The sequence below is a fragment of the Streptomyces sp. NRRL F-2664 genome (assembly GCF_000719345.1).
GTDB lineage: Bacteria > Actinomycetota > Actinomycetes > Streptomycetales > Streptomycetaceae > Streptomyces.
In genome coordinates this window covers 1-19,222 of sequence record NZ_JOFX01000062.1, presented here as the reverse complement: position 1 = coordinate 19,222, position 19,222 = coordinate 1, and the positions used below count along the sequence as shown (strand labels likewise).

Sequence of the window (19,222 nt, the reverse complement as noted above, 5' to 3'; positions counted from 1 at the left end):
GGCACCGACTACACCCCCGCACGCCTCTACCACCGCGAAACCGGCCGCTTCACCACCCGCGACCCCCACCCCACACCCCTCAACAAATACCAGGCCTTCAACGCCAACCCCGCCGAATACACCGACCCGAGCGGAAATATTTCTTTTAGATTCGGAAAGCGCAACAGATGGGCGCTACCTTCCGGAAAATCGCATGTAAGCCAGGCGCAGATGGCCCGCATGTACGAAGATTCCGGAAGGAATAGGGACGGCACGCTTCCGGCGCAAAGGGTTGACGAAACCATCACACCGGCGAAACCGGAACCAGTACTGGATAAAACTCATCCGCAGTCCGCAGCAAATGATGTAACGGAAATATTCGGAAATTTGCTGCACGTTGAGCGCGGGGCGGAAACTATTGCAGCAAGACATCTAGCGGCCCTATCCAAGGCTCCCCTCAAGGATTTAGAAGCCCTGCTGGACTCAATGCAAACTTACCGGCTACTCGGCAAGAAGGCTGGAATTTTTATCACCTCAGGGACTGCGTCTTCATGGAGCCACGTCAGACGCGCCCTGACACTGGCAGACGATCCCGACCCGGAAACTTCCTACCGTAGCCCTAACGTCGAATCCGCACTTCACGAGGCAGGGCACGCCATGGCCTCGGTTCGCGGATGGCTCACATATCAAGATCCAGCTGCCACCTCTCTCGTAGCGAGAGTACGTACCGCCTACATGGAAGACTGGGCCAACACTTACAGCAAGACGATTCCCGATGTTGATGCCATATCTTACCTAAAGGACGACGACGAATTGTTGGCCGAGATCTACTGGTTCCGCTACAGCCCCTCCAGCCCTCTGCTGTTCGCGGGATCAGAAAAAGCGGCTGACATAATCCGCAACGACACATCTCTGTTCTAACCTCGAAGTTTCACCGTCCACCGGCGGACCGGTGGATCGTTTCCGCCCGCGAGCTGAGGCTACGGCAGGCCTGCCGATACCTTGCAGTGCGTCACGTTTGCCGTGCCAGGAAGGTACCGCGTGCCAGGTGCCGACGGGGCGCAGTGGTGTCCCGTGGAGGGCGTTGTCTCATTGAGCCCTTTCAGAGTGGCCACCGGATGGGTGGCGAGGCCGGTGCCCGCAACGCACGGGGCTTCCGTGCCGTTGAGAGAGGTGTTCTACGTCTCAGCTCATCAGCCCGGGGGCCTCGTTGGCTCCGTGTCCTGCCGCACTCGGCCTGCCCCGTGCTCTGGCCGAGCGGGCAGCCGTGCCCCTCGCCACCCGTGAGGGCGGCCGCCGCTGCAGGCTTCCGCGCACCTGCGTGCCCCTGTCCGCCCGGTCTGCCTCCGGCGGCACGACACGCTCACGCAGACCGCCGCAGGCCTCGGCACACCGGCCGGCACCGCCCGCGCCTACGCCGCCACCGCCGTCCGGCACCTGGCGGGCAAGGGGCCGGGACCGCTGAAGGCACTGCGGGAGGCGGACCCCGGCCGCGCACTTTGCACCCTCGCCGAGTGCGACCGGGTAGGCGACGGACGGGCCGACTACTGCCCGAAACACAAGCGGCACGGTGTGACGCGCAGGCCGTAACGGATCCGGCCGGACAGCTTCTGCAGCTGCCGTCGGCACTGCCGGGCCGGCCCCCCGACCTGACGGCCGCCCGTGCGCACAACATCCTCCGGAGCTGCGAGCGCACAGGGCGTCCCGACCCCCCGCCGACACGGCCTGCACCGGTGCAGGCAATCGGGCCACCACCGCGAAGCGCCGCCCGCCTGGCGGCGAACCCGCGCTCACCGAGCGGACCGCCAACCGGGTTCTGCCTCTGCCCGGGCACCCGCCGAACGCGCAGCCGCCCGGCTTGAAGCCCCGGCGCATCCTCCGACGCGACCGCTGCAGCCCCACACGCCCCTCCGCCTATCGGCGCCGCGCTCCCCACCCTGGAGAGGCAGCGCTGAAAAGGTTCAGTGCTGGGCCGAGGCGGAACGTGGGCTTGCGGAGAACCGAGGTTTGATGCGGGCCGTGGCTCTTCTGCGGGCCGCCGGAGCCGGGAGTGGGCTCGGTTGGCACAGTTTTGTCGAGCGTGGGCCTTTCCCGCGCTCCCGCCCTGCGGACCCCGGTCTGGGTTGAGCCTCCGGGCGGGATGATCGAAGAGGTGGTGCCGCCGGTGACAGAGGCATCGGCAGGCTGCTATTGCCGCAGCCCTTCTGTGTGTCAGGCAGCTGCCCGTTTGCGGTGGCTAGCGGGATGCCCTTCGCCAAATCCCTACGCGGCCGCCCGTTCCCCGGGAAACAGGTCGCGCAACACGGCGCAGAGGACCGGTGACGCGGCGCCCCCGGGTCGGCGCACGGGACGGAGGAGGGGCCACAGCCTCCGGGCTGTGGCCCCTCCTCCGTTGGAGCCGCGCGGGCCGAGCCGCCGCCAGGGAACGGCGTGCCGGGGTCTTCCCCGGCCGCACCGCCGTGCCGGTGCGGTCCTGGCCGAGCAGAACGGCGAGTGGCCGAGGCCCGCCGCTGCACGGGCCGCGGGCTCCTCGCCGAGGCCCGCCTCCACCGATCGGCTCACAAGCCGAAGAACCTGTCATCCCGACCGGGCTCACCGCATGTCCTCGGAGACGGGATCACCGAGTGGCCGTCGGTACGCTACTCCAGCGGAGTTGGCTTCCACCCGGCTCGATGCCCTCGGTCTGGGCATGGGGCGGGCACACCGGCCAGGGTCCGAAGCCGCAGGCCGGGCGGCCGGGGGCCGCGCATCCCTGCTCGGCCGGAAGCACCCGTGCCCCACCGGCGGCCCTGGTGGCAGTGGAACAGCCGGCACCGGATAGCCGAGCAAGGGCCCGCCTGCGGGAGACCGTGCCGCAGATGAATCCTCGTGGCGACCGGCCGGCCGGTGAACAGCCGGTGCCGGGTACCGGCCCCGCCGTACCTCGTGACGGCGCCCTCGGCAGCAGCCAGCCACGGGCCGGGCGGCTTCCGCGGCCGCCAGAAGAGGAGCGGGCATGGCGGGCTGGGGCCGGGCCGATCACCGCCGTTCAAGTAGGGGCCGGCTGGCCGCACCCGGGCCGCTTCTGCTCGGCGGCAGCCTTGGCGTCCTCTCCCCTTCCGGCTTTCCCGGGGCTTGCCGACCGCCACCGGACCAGCCGCAGCGGTGGCCGTCAGCTGAACCGCACTCTGCACACCGCCCCGCTCATCCGCATGCGGCTGGACCCAGCCGCGAAAGCGTACGCGGCGGCAGAATGGGCGAGGAACAAGACGTCCCGCGACGCACGCTGCCTGAAGGGAGCCGTCCCGCCAGCTGTTCAGGTCCTCGAACGCACTGATCGCCCCTGACGGTCTCCTGCGCACCGCTTGAGGTGGTACAGCGGCCTCGGGGGCAGGGCTTTGCAGGGGTGCGGGCGGGCTTCGCCGCCGCGGGCCGCGGCGGCCTCTGGGCCGCGCTCACCTGCAGCGGGGCCAGCGCAGGGGCCGGAGGCGTCAGGCCGGCCCCGGTGCTGCTGTTCGCAGCATGCCGGCTGGCGGCCGGCCCTCCGCCGATGCCGCCTGCTGCTGCGGCCCGGTGCCTGCAGCTCACGGCGGAGTTTGCCTGCCGCGCCTGCGGCCGGGGCCGCCTCATGTCAGGCGACGCTGCGGAGCTTGGGCGTTCCCTGGGCGGGGGGGACTGCCTGGTACTCAGGCAGCTGCAGCGGCGGAAGCCTGCCCGACCGCATGTCGTCCAGGGCTTGTGCGAATGCGTCGTCCATGGCTTCGGCGCTCTCGTAGCGGGCGGCGAGCGGGTGCAGGCTGTAGCTGTTGGCCCGCCTGCTGCGCTCGCTGGGCGTGCGGAGCACCACGTTCAGCTCGAACAGGGGGTCCAGGAGCTTGCTCACGGCAGCCGGGCTCACCTTGTACTCGGCTGACATCGCCTGCTGGGAGGGCAGGTGTCCGGTGCCGGTCTCGCTGCGGAAGACGAGGTAGGACAGGAACTTCACTGCGGCGGCCCCGATGGGAAGCGCCCAGATCCGTTCGGTCACGAGTGGGGACATCACAGGCTTGGGCATCGGGCGTGGTCTCCTTGGTCGTGTCGTCGAGGTATGCGGGCGGTAGTCACCCTGCCGCTCCCCTGGCGGGCGCTTCCTCAAAGTCGAGCATCTGCTGGCCGGGGAGGCACCTCGGCCCGACTCTGTGCGGGAAGGCTTCGGGCTCGCTCCCGTGGTCGGAGGCGATCTCCTCCAGGACGTGCTTCTGCTCGCCGCTGTTGCCGGCGAACCAGAGGGTGACGTTCAAGCGGATCCGGCCGTAGCCGGCGCTCTCCAGCCAGCCCCACTCGATGAGGGTCTTGACGGCTTTGTTGACGGTCGGACGGGTGATCTTCTTTGCGCCGGGCATGCCGTCCAGCAGCTCGTTGAGTCCGTCGGTGATCTGCTGCTGCGTGTAGGAGGCGATACCGGTGCCCTTCTTCTGTCCGCCGGCGACGAACAGGAACACCGCGGCCCGGGACCGGGAGAGGACCCCGGCGACAAGGAGCTTGGCCATCCACTGGGCAAACCAGTTGGACGTGATGCTGTAGCCGATCTCGCCTGCCATCTTGTGGATGCTGCGGGGGTCGGTGTCGCCGTAGTCGACGCTGATCTGGACCCTGGGGCCTCTGCGAGCGGTCCTGCTCCTGGCTGGCGGAGGGGCGACGTTGGCGGTCTGCCCGATGTGGCCGGCGAGGAGGCTGACGATGTCGTCGAGGACCTCGTCTCCGTTGCGGGGCGCGTCGGCGGGCGCGGTGGGGCGGGGCCGGCGCTGTGCTCGCACCGGCGGTTCAGGCGTCACTGAGTCCTCCTCTGCTGATCAGGCAGGGGGGAGCCTATCCCAGAAGTTTCCCTGGGATTAAGTTTTGACGGCGCGTGGTGCGAAGGAGCCGCCGGGCGCCCCGCCGCCGCGAGAGCGCCGGAAGTTTCCGCGGCGGAAAGTTCCGGCGCCTCTGCCCGTCCGGGACTTTCCACCAGGTTGAGAAGTGCGGGGCCGGCCGGAGCCGCCTCCGCCGTCCCGTGGACGGCCATCTCCAGAACTTTCCCTCAGCGAAAGTTCTGGAGCAGATTGGCGCCAGAACTTGCCGTCAGGTTAAGTACTGCTGGCCCGGGCGACACACTTGCCCGTCCGGCCACCCCCCGCTGGGCGGGCTTCAGGGCTGCGCCCGCGTTCTGCCCAGTGCTGCGGCCTGCAGGTTCCTGGCAGCATGCACCCGGCCTGCCCGCTTTCCGCCACGTTAAGTTCTGAGGTGAAGTGTCACGGCTGGGTTAACACAATGGACCCCCAAGTGTGTTCGCCAGAATCATCAGCGCCGGCAAAGACGCAGGTCAGGGAAGTGAGGGCCGGGCGCTCTCTTAACAAAGAGGGGACAGGGACCGTATGCCGAACTCGGAAGCCCCCGTGCCGGCAGCTCCCCCCTTCCGGCTCCGGGGCGCTGCCAGGCTGGCTGGCGGCAACCCGTCTGTGCCTGCACCACCGAATGCCAGCCCAAGCAGTGCAGCAGGCAGGCTGCGGCGGCCAGTGGCTGCCGGCACCCCCTGCCAGCCCAGCCACGGTGTCTGTCTTATGCAAATGCCCGGCTGCAGGCGGCCTCGCAGCGGAGCGCCCCAGCGGGGCACCGCAAGCCCGCCAGGGCTGAGGAGCTACCGCCCTCAGCCGTGCATGGACCGGCAGCACGGAAGCTGACAAGAGGTGCTCCTTGGAACCCGGCGCCTACTGGTTCAGCGGTGGGAACCGGCACCGGGACGGGCGCGGAGGGGCTGTGGGCGCGGAGCGGGGCCAGCGGCGGCCGGGGCCTGTCGCCCTCTCGAAGCCCTCCCCCCCCCTGCTGGCTGCCCTTGCCGTCCCGGCTGCAACAACTACTGGGGTTTGCGGGGTTGCCGCCGGGTGGCGGCCATGGCCCCTGCGGTATGCCGGCGGTATGCGTTATCCGGAGGGCGGGGCCAGGTGCTGAGTGCCGGGCGTCTCGTGAGGGGATCCGGCTCCAGGCCGGCGAGGTCCGCGGCGGGTGAGAAGACCGCGGCCCTCGCACCCTGGCGGACCTGCTGCAAGGCCAGGGCCCGCTGGGCCGCGACCGGGGTGGTCGGGCAGATCCGCGATCACCTGCAAACGCGTCCGCCGGACCTGGGCCGAGCCCCCGGGGCCGGTCTCCACGCCATCGGCTCCCAGTCCGTCAAAACCGGCGAGACCGCCGCGGAAGGACTCGCGCGGCTACGGCGCTGCCAAAAAATTTCAACGGCCGCCCAGCGGCACCTTGTCGTGGACAAGAAGGGCCTGCCTCTGTTGGCCATGGCCACCCCGGCCGACCTGACGGCCGCGACGCCGCCGGGGAAGTCCTCTTCCGCCTGCGCCTCATGCGCCCCGAGATCTGATCGTATGGGCCGACTCCGCCTACGCAGGACAGCTCGCCACCTGGGCGGAGAAGTACCTGAACCTGATAGTGAAGACGGTGGGCCGGCCCAAAGGCGCGGCCGGGTTCGCCGTCCTGCCCGCCACCGGGTCGTTGAGAGGCCGCACGCCTGGGCCATGCACACCCGCAGACACGCCCGCGGCTGCGAACGCCTCGTGCAGCGCTCCGAATCGCTGACTACCCGGGCCCCGATCACCCTTATGACCCGGCGCATCACCCGCCGGCAGTCCCGCCGGGCCCGCCAGCGGGCCGGCCCCGTCGCAGACACACCCGCGACTGACGAGTTCCCGCCGCCAACCCCACCTGGCTCACCCCGCCTCCCTGCTCTGGCACAACGGGCTCCAGCCGGGGCCGTACATCCCCCACCGCGCCAGAACGGGGAACGTCCCCGCGGACCCGACACGTTCCCCACCCCCGGGAAAGCCTGTCATGTACAGACCAGGATCGTCAGGCCTTCGCTGCCGGCCCGACGACAGTGCAGCACGCGAGGCCGATCAGGAGCATGGCCACGGGGAAGGCAAGGGCTGCCTGGGTAGCGGCGGTCGGGGTGTTGCCGAGGTGTGCTTGGAGGAGGACGCCGGTGGCAGCGCTGCCGAAGGCGCCGCCGAGTTGACGGGTGGTATTGAAGACTCCTGAGGCAGCGCCGGCCAGGGACGGCTCCAGGGTCCGGGTGGCGATCCCGGCAAGCGGGGCCGAGACCAGGCCGACCCCTGCCCCGGCCGCGAGGAGTGACGGCATCAGCGCCCAGAGACTGATGCCGGGGTGCAGCAGCCAGGCGAGCGCAGCCGTGCCCGCGATGAGCAGGGCGAAGCCCAGGGCTGCCAGGGCGCGGGGGCTGGCGGTGTCGGACCGCTTGCCCGCCAGGCGCGCGCACAGGGAGGACAGGGCGAACATCGGGACCGTGGCCGCACCCGCGGCCAGGGGGCTGTAGCCGAGGCCGCTCTGCAGGTAGATCATCAGCGGCAGGAAGAGGCCCCCCATGGCGGCTCCCATGGCACCGCCCGCGGTGGAGGCGGCGGAGAAGTTCCGGTTGCGAAAGAGCCGGAGCGGCAGGAGCGGCTCGCGGGTGTTGTGGTGCTGCCACCACACGAACACCGCCAGGCACAGGGCGCCGAAGGTGAGGATCGAGGGGATCGTGACGGGTCCGGCGACCGTACTCCAGTCGTAGGCTTCACCGCTCTGCACGCCGAAGACCAGCGCTGTCAGACCCACACTGCTGAGCGCGATGCCCCACAGGTCGAGGCAGTGCCCCCTGGCAGGCCGCCAGTCGGGCACCAGCCGCATCGCGGCGACCCAGCCGAAGATCCCGACGGGGATGTTGACCAGGAAGATGCTGCGCCATCCCGTCCATGTGATCAGCAGCCCGCCGATCACGGGGCCTGCGGCCATCGCAGCACCGCCGACCGCACCCCATACACCCAGCGCCCTGCCGCGGCGCCCGGCAGGAAACATGTGCACGATCATCGACATGGTCTGGGGTGCGATCAGCGCGGCGGCCAGACCCTGCACGGCCCGCGCGGCGATCAGCACCGAAGCGCTCGGGGCGAGCGCGCAGGCCAGTGAGGCGACGGTGAAGCCGGCCAGACCCGTCAGGAAGACCCGCTTGGGTCCGTAGCGGTCACCGAGCCGGCCCGCGAGGATCAGCGGAACGGCATAGCAGAGGGCATAGGCGCTGTTGACCCAGACAGCCTCGTTGAGGGACGCCCCGAGCGAGGCGCGGATGTCGGGGACGGCCACGTTCACGACCGTGGCATCCAAACAGATCATGAAGAAGCTGACGCACAGCGCATACAGCGCTGACAGAGGGCTCGCGGACGAGCCGGAAGACGCGAGGTTACGAAGCAGGCGCTGCAATTTCAGTCGTGTCCTTGGCATGCCCGCCCCGGCCGCACCATACGGCGCCGGAAACCGAAGCAGGGAACGGAAGCCCGTCACGGGCGATGGCGTTCACACACACTTCGATTCGCACAGCAGGACTCCAAAAACCCGACGGCACACCGAACACCTCGATCGGCAACCCCTTGACCTTCGCAGCCGACACCGGCACCCGGGCATCCCCCGGCCGGCCAGTTCACCGGGGGGACGCTCCCATAAATTTGCCATGCAGGGACCACATCAGGCACTTGCGCAAGATCCAACTCCGACCCCGCCCCGCCGACGGCTGCCTCACCGCCACCGCCTGACCGCCAACCCCACCCTCAAAACCTCAGTTACTGTCTAGTATGCCGAGCCCCCGGCTTACGGGAGCTGAACCTGGCCGGCATGAGACCGTTGATCCTGCTGACGGGCTACCGGACACCCGGCGCGATCCGCCGGCTCGGCGCCGGCAGCCTCGAGAAGCGGCTGCGCGGCCGCAGAGCCCGATGGCCGGCCGTGCTCGGCCGCACCGCAGTGGAATCCGCTGACCGCCAGCACACCGCGGTTCCCTGTGAGCAGACATCCGCCCGGCTGGCCGGGGCTCTTGCCCAGGAGCTTCTCGAGCTGGACCGGAAGATCGCCGAGATTGACGAAGACATCGCGAAGGACTTCCCGGCTCATCCATACGCGGAGATCGTGCCGGGCATGCCCGGCATCGGGCCTCTGCTAGGGAACATGGCGCGTTTGGGCTGCCAGTTTCCGACTCTGGGTGTGTGTTACGCCATGAATCGGGATCCCCGGTCGGCCACAGCGGGTCGAGGGCCCGGGCCCGCAGCGGAGAGGCGGGGCGGGTTCGGGGGGTGGCGGGCGCCGCCGGGCGGTCACCGGTACCGGCCCTGCCACCGGTCACGTGACCGGCCCTGCCACCCGTCACGTGACCGGTCGGTCGAGGGCCCGGGCCCGCAGCGGAGAGGCGGGGCGGGCTCGGGGAGTGGCGGGCGCCGCCGGGCGGTCACCGGTACCGGCCCTGCCACCGGTCACGTGACCGGGCCGGCCACCCGTCACGTGACCGGTCACGGCTGGAAGGGTGCGCCCGCGCCTTTGGCTGGAGTTGGTGACGGAGCGCTGTCCGCAACGGCGGTTCAGCTGCGGTCGGAGCGGAGGTGCGCGCGAGCGTGCTGCCGGCGCTGCTCGCCCAGGTGCTTCTGGGCATCGGGCACGTGGCGCTGGCCGGCTTCGGGGAGGCCGCCAGCCGACGGGCAGCCTCGGCTCCGGACAGCCGTGTCCCGGTGTATTCGGCCTCGGCGATTCAGGAGGCCACGTGCTCGGCGTCGGTGCGGATCGGGTCTGCTCTGACAGGATGCTCTCCGGTGTGCTGCCGGGGCAAGCGTGCGGCTGTCTCACTGACATGGCTACTTCGGCCGACCGGTGCTGTCCGTCTGCGCCTGCGGGTTCCCCGGGGGAGCTGGCCGGGGGCGGCCGGGCTGGCGTCGGTGACCGGGGGCAGGCAGCGCGGTTACTGCTGCTGCGGGAGCGGCGCAGGCCCGGGCGGCGACTCGGCCATGCTCCGCAGGCTTGCCGGACCTCTGGAGGGCGGGCGGGGCTCCCTCGCGCCGTCCCCGTACACCGGAGCGGCGTCTTGGCTTGGGGCCGTTTCGCGCCGGCCGCCTGCAGCCGGGCGGGCACCGGCTCCGGCCGGGTGTCAGAAGAGAGGCCACCGGTGTCCGGGACCGGCGCATCCGGTGCCGACGACAACGACGGCGACGGCTGCCACTGCGCCGATCAGCAGCCGTGCGTCCTCGTCAGCTGCAGGTAAGCCGCGTGCTGGCCGGTCCGGTTGGCAAGCCTGTCGCCAGCTGTCCTGCTGCCAGCCGCTGTCCGACACCCCACCGGGGCTGCATCGCACACAGCAGGCAGACCTGATGCAGCATCAAGTACGCGGCGGCGCACCGTGTGCGGCGGGGGCCGGCCTACACAGCAGCCTAGGCCAGTAAGGTATCCGCATGAACGCCTCAAACGAGCCGCCCGCCCGGGAAAAGGTAGCCATCAAGCTGCCGCCTGTACTGCGGCAGAAGATCAAAGTGCGTGCTGCCCAGCTCGGACTGGACATGCAGGACGCTGTCACGGAAGCCGTTCAGGCGTGGATGGAAGAGGGGGCAGAGCACCCGCCGGTCGACACAGGCGGAGCTGCGAACTTTACGACACACCTCCCCCACGGCCTGAACGCGCAGTTCAGGAAGGTAGCCAGAAGCCGCAGATCGGCTCTCAACCAGGCGCTGGCGCAAGCCCTCACCGAGTGGCTGCGGGACAGGCCCGCATCCCACCGGCAGCGTGAGGCGACAGGCCCGGTCAGGTACGTCGTCTGCAACCAGAAAGGCGGAGTCGGGAAGACGGCCGTCTCGGCGGGGATTGCCGAGGGCATCGCAGAACGGGGCGCCCGCGTGCTCCTCGTCGACTTCGACCCTCAGTGCCACCTCACACAGCAGCTCGGCCACAAGCCGCTCGGAATCGACGATCCGAGCCTGGCCAAGCGCATGCTCGGCGAAGAGAAGAGGACCGACCTGCGCAGCCTGGTCGTGCACGTGGAGTCGGACCAGCTCTTCGGGGACCGGCTCCACCTGCTGCCGGGCTCCACGTACGCCTTCCTGCTGGATGCGAAGCTCGCGACCGCGCCCGGCCTGCGCGTCCGGGAGGCCGCGCTGGAGCGGGAGCTCCTGGCCCTGGAGGAGGACTACGACTACGTGATCGTGGACTGCCCGCCCAGCCTGGGGTACACGATGGACAACGCCCTCTACTACGGCCGCACCCGTGACGGAGAGGACCCCGACTCCTCCGGCATCCTTATCGTCGTCCAGGCCGAGGACTCCTCCGCAGATGCCTACGAGCTCCTCATGGCCCAGATCTCCGACCTCGCCGGCGACATGAACCTGGCCCTCGCCCTCCTCGGCATCGTGGTGAACCTCTACGACAGCCGGCGCGGCTACATCGCCACGTCCTCGCTCCAGGGGTGGCGGGACCTCGGCTCGCCGCCCGTTGTCGGGGTCATCCCGGATCTGAAGGAGCAGCGCGAGGCGGTCCGCGTCAAGAAACCGCTGCTCGAGTACGCACCCGAATCCGAGCAGGCCGACTGCATGCGGAAGCTCACCAGGAGGCTCGTCGGATGAGCAAAGCAGACAGGCTCGGAGGCGGATCCAGCTTCCAGAGGGCATCCGCCCTCCAGGTCGGACCCGCCCTCAGCGACCGCGGCCGCGCCAAGGCCCTGGCCGAAGGGCGCATCCCCGCCTACACCATCGTCAGGATCCCCCTGGAGCAGGTGTCCTCCACCCCCCTCAACCCCCGCCGCAACTTCGGCACACCGGAAGAGCTGACGCGCTTCGGTGAAGAGCTGCGCCTGGCGCAGCTCGCCGCCTGTGTCGCCGTCACCCGGGCGGCCTACCTGGTGCTCTGGCCGGACCACGCATCCGCCATCGGCACCGCCGAGTACGTCCTCGTCAACGGAGAGCGCCGCTTCCGCAGTGCCCGGCACGTTGAACTGCCGGCCCTCGACTTCGTCATCCGCGACGAGTTCGCAGACAGCCGCGAGGAGTTCCTCAACAAGCTCCTGAAGGAGAACCTCGACCGGACCGACTTCGACCCCGTGGAACGGGCGACCGGTGTCCAGCAGCTCGTCGAGGTATGCGCTGAAAACGACAGCGGGTACGGAGCCCGGACCAGGGCCGCCGAGCAGCTCGGCAAGTCCAGGGCATGGATCACCAACCAGCTCGGCCTGCTCGCGCTGCCGGCCGAGGTCCGGGCCTCCGTGAGCGCCGGGGAGACCTCGGGCAGGGACGCAGTGTGGATGTCGCGTCGGCTCAAAGACTCCCCCGCACCTCTCTGCGCCGACGACCTCTTCCGGCTCCTGGCAGCCCACAAAGCGGAAGAAGCCAGGAACCGAGCGGAAAGACGAGCGATCTTGGACGCCGCCGCCCCGAAGTTGTTGACCGCGGTCAACAACCCCGGCAGCCCGACAGGCCAGGCCGGACACGAGGCCGGACCGGGTGAACCCCCCACCCCGGCCAGCAGCCCGCCGGCCCCGAGCCGGACCGCCCCCGGCACGGACAGCCAGGCCGCTCCCGGCCCCCGCCATACGGAGTTGTTGACCGCGGTCAACAACCCCGGCAGCCCGACAGGTGTGCACGTTCCCCGCCCCGTCAGCGAAGCCGCCCTGCGCCTGCGCCAGTACCTCGGGGCCACTCCGGGCGAGCAGGCCGACAGCATCGCCCAGGCCCTCTCGCCAGAAGAGCTGCTGGCACTGGTTGACGAACTGCGCAGCAGGATCTGAAGCCGCGACGTGGCAGAGCCCGGACCGCTCAGCAACAGCGGCCGGGCTCTGCCGTATCCGCCACAGCCGACTGCCCGCAGAGCATGTTTGCAAGATCCTGCAAATCTGTGGTGCGACAGCCCGGCCCGGGCTCGGCTCCGCGCCTGCGGGCCAGGAGGAACGGACCAGTCATGGCAGACAAGACGGAAGCCGTTTCACCTCGGTGGCGGCAGGCGGCGGCCGACGCGGTGGTCGAGAGGCTGCTCGACAAGGCCGGCGCCTCGGAAGCGGCCCTGCTGGGCGGGAGAGGGCGGCTGACAATCCCATGGCCCCCCGAGCGGAGATACAAGGACGCGCCGGGCGCCTGGCATCCCGCGCCGGCCTGGCGCCGACTGCCCGGGACGCCAGGCACCGCACCGGCAACCGCCGCCGGCCCAAGCACGACAACCGCCGCCTGCGCTGGCTCTTCAAGAACTGCTTCAGAGCGGCTACGAGGGCCCAGCGCGCTGGAGGACTTCGCAGCGCGGCCCACACACATAGTGGACGCGGTTCTTCGGCCTCTGGTGATCCACCGAGCCGAGCGATCAGCCGGTCATCTCGCTGAGTACGTTCTTCGGCTCTGTCGCTGATCTTGTGATGCTGTGCGGCTGAACCGGGCAGCATCTGGGCGTGCCGTTCTGCGGGTTGGTGCGGTTGTTTCCGCGTCTGGCGGCTGTGGTGGTGGAGTCGGTCTCGCGGAACGCGGGTGTGGTCACGTTTCGCGCGTAGGCTCGGGCCGACTCGGCGAGATGCCCGCGGTGCGCGTCGCTGTCATTGTCAACGGTCATGTAGTTCTGGCTCTTCGACACTTTCCGTGAAGTGAACTGGTCAGTGAGCCAGGAGGATGCGTCTGCGGAGGAGGTCGAAGCCGGCCCGACCGTAGTGCTGGCGCTTGAGGAGCTTGATTCTCGTGACGCTGCCTTCGACGGCGCCGGAGCTCAAGGGGAGCGTGAGCCCGGCGGTGACAGCGGCAAGGTCCTTGCGGAGCCCGTTGGCGAAGGTCCGGATCTCCTTGACCTGGGACTCGTCGGCCTGGGCGAACCAGTCTCCCAGCCGGTGCCCTTCTCGGCAGCGCAGGATGGTGGCGAAGCCGCGGGCCAGGCGGCTGGCCTCGGCGATCTCCGGGCAGCGTCCGCAGACGTCCTTGAGGTCCTGGCGGGCCTGGTCACTCTGGTGCTCGGGTCGGCCGGTGATCCACCGGACGACATCGGCGACCGCAGGTGGCGGAGGAGGAACGGCGCGTGGGCCGCTGTGGCTGGCCAGGGTGTTGAGGAACCACCGGATGCTCCTGCGGCCCCCGAGGCAACCGAGGGCGGTGAGCTCGTCGAGCAGGGTCTGTGCGTTGTCGCAGCCCTCGGCCCACCGGCGCGCAAGGTAGGGCTTGCGCGGGGTCAGGGCACTGGTGCGGTTGGGCCGCTGGCGTATCAGGGACTCGGCGGTGGCGGCTCGCGCGTATCGGCGTACCGTTTTGCGGTCGAGCCCGAGCTGTGCGCTGATCGCGTCGTTGGTGAGGCCTTGCCGGAACAGGATTTGGATGCCGTGGTGCCGTTCGCGGACTTTGCGCGCGGAGGCGGACTCCTCACCCGCAGTGTCAGCTGGGACAGGAATTACGTCGGGCTCTGGGTTTGCATTGCAGGAGCGGTGGCGGGTGACTGCCTTCCCCAGGACGGCGGCGAGGTTGTGGAGCAGGTGCCAGCGGTCTGCGACCTGCGGGATTCCGGGCTGACTGCGTTCGGCGCCCTCGGCGAAGGCGCCGCCGCGGTCCCGGCAGGCGGTGCCGATGTGCGGGTGTCGGCGGAGCCAGTTGGCGGAGGTCTCCGCCGTATGGTCGGGCAGGACGTCGACGGGGCGGTGGCTGTCCATGGCGAAGAGGATGGCGCCGAAGCGCCAGGCCGCGGCGGAAGGCGGACTCGTCGACGCCGAGCACTGTCAGTCCGGGTACTTCCGGGAGGTCCATGGAGCGGATCAGCCGCAGGAGGGTGGGCCCGCTCACGGGATGGCCAGTCGTTCGGCGAGACGTTCTCCGGCCTGCCCGCCCAACGCCGACGCGACGTGTCCCAGTTGGCTTTGCAAGGTCGCGGTTCGTCGCCCATGGCGGAAGGCGAGATGGTCGACTTGCCCGGCGAAGGTCTTCTCGGCGCAGTGGGTGCTGTCGGCAGAAGAAGCGCCGGACCTCGAGGTCGATCGCCGCTTCCTGTCCGGCGATCGCGGTGTCGGCGGGCCTGCGGCCGTAGCGGCTGTGCACTCGGACCGAGACCGTGCCGCACCCGTGACAGCGGGCTGTCGCCGCGAGGCATCTGGCAGCAATCCGTACCGGCGTACCGACTCGGACGACGGCGTCGACCATCACCTGAGACAAGTACGGCAACAACACTTTCAGCAGCTCAACCGCATGGTCCCCCACCGCCAAGGGCTACCAAGGATCACCGAATTCACGGACAGTGCCGAAGAGCCGTCGTTCTCCCCAGAGGGGGCCAGTGGTGGTTCTCCCCGCTGACGGCCGTTGGAAGTTCCCCGGTGGCGGCCAGGTATCTCCCCGCGCTGGGATGGTGCGGGTTGGCTGAAGGGCTTGGCTCCCATGCCGGTGGTGGCCTCGGTGAACCTGAACGAGTCACCCTGGGTGACGGTGACGTGGGCGTGGTGGAGGAGCCGGTCGACGGTCGCGGTGACGGGGGTCTTGGGCATGATCTCGTCGAATCCAGACGGGTGGAGGTTGCTCGAGACCGCGATCGAGCGTCGTTCGCAGGCGGCGTCGACCAGGCGGTAGAAGCCTTCGGCGGCGTCTTCGGAGACGGGCAGCAGGCCGATGCCGTCGACGGTGGTCAGGTCGGATCGGACGATCTTCGCGAGGGCCCGGGCGATGGAGTCGTCGGCGCGGTGGCGGCGGACCAAGGCTCCGAGGTCCTCGGTGGTGAACCAGGCGACGGCCAGGCCGGCTTCGACCGCGGTCTGTCCGAGTGCCTCGGTGAAGTGCGGCTTTCCCGTGCCGGAGGGGGGCGCAGATGCAGAAGTTCTCGCGGCGGCCGACCCACTGGAGGCTCTTGAGCGCGTCCTGGGTGGGCCTGGGTATGGAGGACTTGCTCTCGTGCCAGTCGCCGAAGGTCTTGCCGGTGGGGAAACCGGCCCGCTGGCGGCGGGTGTGGAGGTTGGCGCGGTCGCGGCCGGCGGCTTCCTCGGCCGGCAACACCCGGACGGCCCCGGCCGGATCCCAGCGTTGGGCCTTGGCGGTGGGGATGATGTCGGTCAGCGACCTGCGGATGTGCGGGAGCTTGAGGCGCTTGGTGAGCTCGATGGCCTCGGCGGGAGGGTCGCCGTTGGTGCCGGGAACGGTGCGAAGAGGGGTGGCCCTCACAGGTGGTCGCTTTCGTCGTACTCGGAAAGGCCAGGAGTGCTCGGGGTGGTGGCGCCGAGGGCGGGCCAGGCGGAGGTTCCGGGCTGCAGGGAGTGGTTCTCGCTGCGGCGGTGTGGCTCGGCGATCCCGTGGGCGGACTGGTAGTCGAGGATCGAGATGAGGTCCTTGTCCGCGAAGCGGGCGGTGACTGCGGCGGTGCCCAGTGCCCGGTCGACGTCCGCTGTCCGCTGTCGGGTAGAGCGTGGCGAGGGCGACGGCCTGGGCCGTTTTCGCCTTGATCCGGCGGACCCCAGCGGCTCCGGCCTCGATCAGCCAGCTCGCGGCACCGGGTCCGAGCCGGAGGAACGCGGCTTCTTCTGCCGAGGCGGCCTTCGGCCTCCGGTCGCCTTCCTTGTCCTCGCGGGGCGGGTAGTGGGCATCGTCCAGGACCGGGCTGCCCGGCTCGCCGCGGTGGCGGCGGGCGGCCTCACGGGCCGATCCGTCTTCGTCGACGGCGGTGACGATCAGCTCGTCGCCGTGGAAACGGGCCCAGGCCCGGGTGTCGATCAGCTCGTGCGGAACGGAGCAGCGGACCGCTTCGACGCAGATCGTCGGTTCCCAGGTGACCCGCCGGGTGGTGGCGAAGGCCGCGGTGAACGGCCCGCGCGGCAACGGGTGAAGACGCTGCCGTTCCTCAGCGAGCTTCTCGGCCTGGCTTGCTCCGGGCCGCCCGGGAGTGCGGGAGTTGACCTCCTCGCAGAAGGCCCGGCAGCCGTCTCGAGGTCGCCGAAACTCTTGCAGTCCTCGCGCAGGTTCACGTCCTTGGCGACGAGGTCTGCCTTCGCGATCTTCACGGTCGATTCCGAGCCGCCCTTGGTCTCGGGGTCGGCCGGCACGCAGGTTCGTATGGCCGTGCCGTAGTGCCGGGGCGACCTCGACGATCTCCGGATTGCGGATGGCGATCCCGGCGACGTGGTCGGTGGTGACCGTTTCTCGGTGTCCGTCAGGACGTAGGCGGGCGCCCCGCCGATCCGGCGGATCGCTGCGTCCAGACACGCGGTAACCATCGGCAGCGTCTGGTCCCAGATTCGGGATGACGACCCGGAATCGGGACCAGGCCAGCCAGGCGCAGAACAGTGTGGTCTTGCGTCCGCCGATGACCGGGCCGCCGCCGAAGTCGTACTGAAGCCACAGTCCCGGCTCGGTCACCCACGGCCGGCAGATCCGGCGTCGACCAGCCCTGAACTGGGCTTTTGCCTCGGCGACAGTGCGGCGGGTGGTGCGTTCGCCGCCGGTGAAGCCCATCGCCGTGATCCGCTTGTGGACCACGTCCGCGCGGATCCGGCCCTGTGAGCGGACCACCAGCTCCTCGATCTTCGGCAGGTAGCCGTCGATCGCGCGGGCCCGGTGGCGGTGCTGGTCAGGGTTCTGGCCGGCGGCCCGCATCTTCACGTACTCACCGTGTGGCGGTCGCACCCGGCCCGCTCGGCCGCGGCGCGGTAACTCCCCGTGAGGTCGTAAGCCTCAAGGATTTCCATGATCTCCCTGCTGTTCTTCACCCGCTCGAGCCTCGCCGAGCAGGACCTGTCGGGGCGAGCGGGGAGAAATCTGGCCGTACCCGGGGAATCCCGTGGCCATCAGTGGGCCGGTAAATGGCCGCCTATGGGGAGATTGCCATGGCCGCCGTCAGCCATGGCGGGTGCACGGCCGGTACGAACGGCGCCTGGCGGACGCCACCGTGGGAACGACACCGACAGCTGTCCGGCTGACGGTGCGCCGGTTCAAGTGCCTCAGTCCTGGCTGTCCGACGGTGACGTCCGCCGAACAGATACCGGGGCTGACCACCGGTCCTTGCCCAAGCTGCTGGCACGAGTCGCCGAGGTCCTGGCCGGCCGGGCCGGGGCCCGGCCCGCCCGACGGATGGCAATTGCCGGTGGCCAAGGAACCCTGCTCCGGCTTCTGCGTGCGCCCGATCTCGAGGATCCGGTTCGGTACGCGTCCTGGGAGGGGACGAGTTCGCCCTGCTCAAGGTTGTCTGGAGCCGCCCGGAGGGCGTCCTTCATGTTGAATCAAGGGGCTGTCGAGCTCGGTGGTTGCGTGGTGGTGGTTATCTACGAGTCCAGCCCCCCCCGCCGTCACCCTCGCCGCATGACTATCGCAAACACCCGCATACCCACACGTCCTTGACGAAGGACATAGAGACCCCCCGCAGCACTGCAAGATCACTCTCTAGACCCAGAGAGTGCCGCCTTGATTATTTCTTCCAGCCTTCTATTCGGCAGCTTGTCGACCCCCGTGTCGATGAGCCAGTAATAGGTGGCTTCGTAATGCCGCTCAGGATCGGTCCAGTAATCAGGATTAAATTCTCCGTACGCCCCCTGCTGGGTTTGCTTCAGAGTGGGAACTCCCGCCCGTGACCCGATGAATACTAGAAGTCCGTGCCCGTCCTCCCCGCCGCTCTCCTTGAGCTCTACGCTCATTGCCAGCAGGTACATCCGCCGTTTTTTCGCCTGCGCACTGTTCAGAAAGCCGACTATTTCGCCCATATCTCCGCTTGCCACCCTTTGCCAGGCTGTATCGTCGGGAGTGAAGTCGACCCTCTTGTGCGGCTTGGAGAGATCTCCCGACCCGAAAGTTTTCAGACATGCCGCAAATAGCGCCTGGCAGCCGCTCACCGGCGTGGCTCTCGCCATGACTTTAAACAGGGCATTTGCGACAGATTTGCCCTCATCGCGCATAGATTGTGAAGCGATTTCCAGTTCGGTCCTGGATATCGGCTCGACCGTCGAATAGAGATCTTCCATAGCGCGCTCCGACCGGAGGAATTTTTCCATTGTCCGTGATCCGGAATCCATTGCGGCCCGCATGCCGGAATCCAGCGCTCGGGCCATTCCCCGGTAGTCAGGCCTCGCCCCCGGCCCGGTAGCCGCGGGTGCACTACGGGGCTTCCCTAGCATCTTCCTGAGGGTCCGAATGGTGAGGTTGCCGGTCGGGTCTACGCCGTTGACGGGGTTGGTGTTGAAGGCCTGGTATTTGTTGAGGGGTGCGGGGTGGGGGTCGCGGGTGGTGAAGCGGCCGGTTTCGGGGTGGTAGAGGCGGGCGGGGGTGTAGTCGGTTCCGTTCTCGGTGTTGGTGTACTCGCCGCCGAAGCGGAACGGGTTGGCGGCGGGGTCTGCGGCGCGGTGTGCGGCGGGGGCGGGTGTGCCGTCGGGGCGGGTTTCCCGGCCGTAGTCGGTGTAGGCGCGGGCGGTGAGCGCCTGGGCTGACGGTCCGGTTTCCAGGATGGTGTTGCCGCGGCGGTCGGCGTGCAGGTA

10 protein-coding genes and 4 pseudogenes are annotated in these 19,222 nt (G+C 69.3%); 6 read left to right on the top strand and 8 right to left on the bottom strand.

Annotation, left to right across the window (positions count from 1 at the left end; all coding sequences use genetic code 11):
- The 3 genes and pseudogenes from IF89_RS46255 to IF89_RS42705 all read left to right on the top strand — a co-directional run.
- A partial coding sequence (locus IF89_RS46255) for a hypothetical protein (protein WP_158717971.1) occupies positions 1-900 on the top strand: 900 nt, incomplete at its 5' end.
- Between the two features lie 289 nt (positions 901-1,189).
- Positions 1,190-1,934 (top strand): annotated as a pseudogene (locus IF89_RS47155) (transposase family protein).
- A gap of 717 nt (positions 1,935-2,651) precedes the next feature.
- Entirely contained in the window at positions 2,652-3,305 is a 654-nt protein-coding gene (locus IF89_RS42705) for a transposase (RefSeq protein WP_324605385.1), read from the top strand.
- 284 nt (positions 3,306-3,589) lie between these two features.
- On the opposite strand, the gene IF89_RS0132185 is transcribed toward IF89_RS42705, so the two are convergent.
- From IF89_RS0132185 to IF89_RS0132175, 3 genes are all read right to left on the bottom strand, one after another.
- A complete protein-coding gene (locus IF89_RS0132185; protein ID WP_030775581.1) occupies positions 3,590-4,012 on the bottom strand; it encodes a hypothetical protein in 423 nt (140 codons plus the stop codon).
- Positions 4,013-4,058: 46 nt separating this feature from the next.
- On the bottom strand, positions 4,059-4,772 hold the full coding sequence (locus tag IF89_RS0132180) for a hypothetical protein (protein ID WP_030775578.1): 714 nt from the start codon (positions 4,770-4,772) through the stop codon (positions 4,059-4,061).
- A 2,056-nt stretch (positions 4,773-6,828) separates the two neighbouring features.
- Positions 6,829-8,256, bottom strand: a complete 1,428-nt coding sequence (locus IF89_RS0132175) for a DHA2 family efflux MFS transporter permease subunit (protein ID WP_078628645.1) — start codon at positions 8,254-8,256, stop codon at positions 6,829-6,831.
- A gap of 1,985 nt (positions 8,257-10,241) precedes the next feature.
- Here IF89_RS0132175 and IF89_RS0132170 point away from each other — a divergent pair.
- Positions 10,242-11,402: a ParA family protein gene (locus tag IF89_RS0132170; RefSeq protein WP_030775571.1), complete on the top strand. Its 1,161-nt coding sequence runs from the start codon at positions 10,242-10,244 to the stop codon at positions 11,400-11,402.
- A complete protein-coding gene (locus IF89_RS46250; protein WP_030775568.1) occupies positions 11,399-12,559 on the top strand; it encodes a ParB/RepB/Spo0J family partition protein in 1,161 nt (386 codons plus the stop codon). Before IF89_RS0132170 ends, IF89_RS46250 begins: the two co-directional genes overlap by 4 nt.
- Before the next feature lie 846 nt (positions 12,560-13,405).
- Here the strand turns inward: IF89_RS46250 and IF89_RS38595 are convergent.
- The 4 genes and pseudogenes from IF89_RS38595 to istA form a co-directional block, all read right to left on the bottom strand.
- A complete protein-coding gene (locus IF89_RS38595; protein ID WP_267882118.1) occupies positions 13,406-14,452 on the bottom strand; it encodes a transposase in 1,047 nt (348 codons plus the stop codon).
- 283 nt (positions 14,453-14,735) lie between these two features.
- Positions 14,736-14,924 (bottom strand): annotated as a pseudogene (locus IF89_RS49695) (transposase family protein); the annotation flags it as partial.
- A gap of 212 nt (positions 14,925-15,136) precedes the next feature.
- A pseudogene (locus IF89_RS38590) lies at positions 15,137-15,929 on the bottom strand (ATP-binding protein); the annotation flags it as partial.
- A pseudogene (gene istA / locus IF89_RS38585) lies at positions 15,926-17,467 on the bottom strand (IS21 family transposase). The pseudogenes istA and IF89_RS38590, both read right to left, overlap by 4 nt.
- A gap of 71 nt (positions 17,468-17,538) precedes the next feature.
- Here istA and IF89_RS49690 point away from each other — a divergent pair.
- Positions 17,539-17,976 (top strand): transposase family protein, encoded by a 438-nt coding sequence (locus IF89_RS49690; protein ID WP_420706989.1) that lies wholly within the window; start codon positions 17,539-17,541, stop codon positions 17,974-17,976.
- A 154-nt stretch (positions 17,977-18,130) separates the two neighbouring features.
- Here IF89_RS49690 and IF89_RS38580 read toward each other — a convergent pair.
- The coding region (locus IF89_RS38580) for an RHS repeat-associated core domain-containing protein (protein ID WP_043194682.1) at positions 18,131-19,222 on the bottom strand (1,092 nt) is incomplete at its 5' end.

What these genes read in the sequence shown, in the direction of transcription:
- IF89_RS42705 (WP_324605385.1), top strand. Translation starts at nt 2,652, where the DNA reads ATGCCCTCGGTCTGGGCATGGGGCGGGCACACCGGCCAGGGTCCGAAG.
- IF89_RS0132185 (WP_030775581.1), bottom strand. Translation starts at nt 4,012, where the DNA reads ATGCCCAAGCCTGTGATGTCCCCACTCGTGACCGAACGGATCTGGGCG.
- IF89_RS0132175 (WP_078628645.1), bottom strand. Translation starts at nt 8,256, where the DNA reads ATGCCAAGGACACGACTGAAATTGCAGCGCCTGCTTCGTAACCTCGCG.
- IF89_RS0132170 (WP_030775571.1), top strand. Translation starts at nt 10,242, where the DNA reads ATGAACGCCTCAAACGAGCCGCCCGCCCGGGAAAAGGTAGCCATCAAG.
- IF89_RS46250 (WP_030775568.1), top strand. Translation starts at nt 11,399, where the DNA reads ATGAGCAAAGCAGACAGGCTCGGAGGCGGATCCAGCTTCCAGAGGGCA.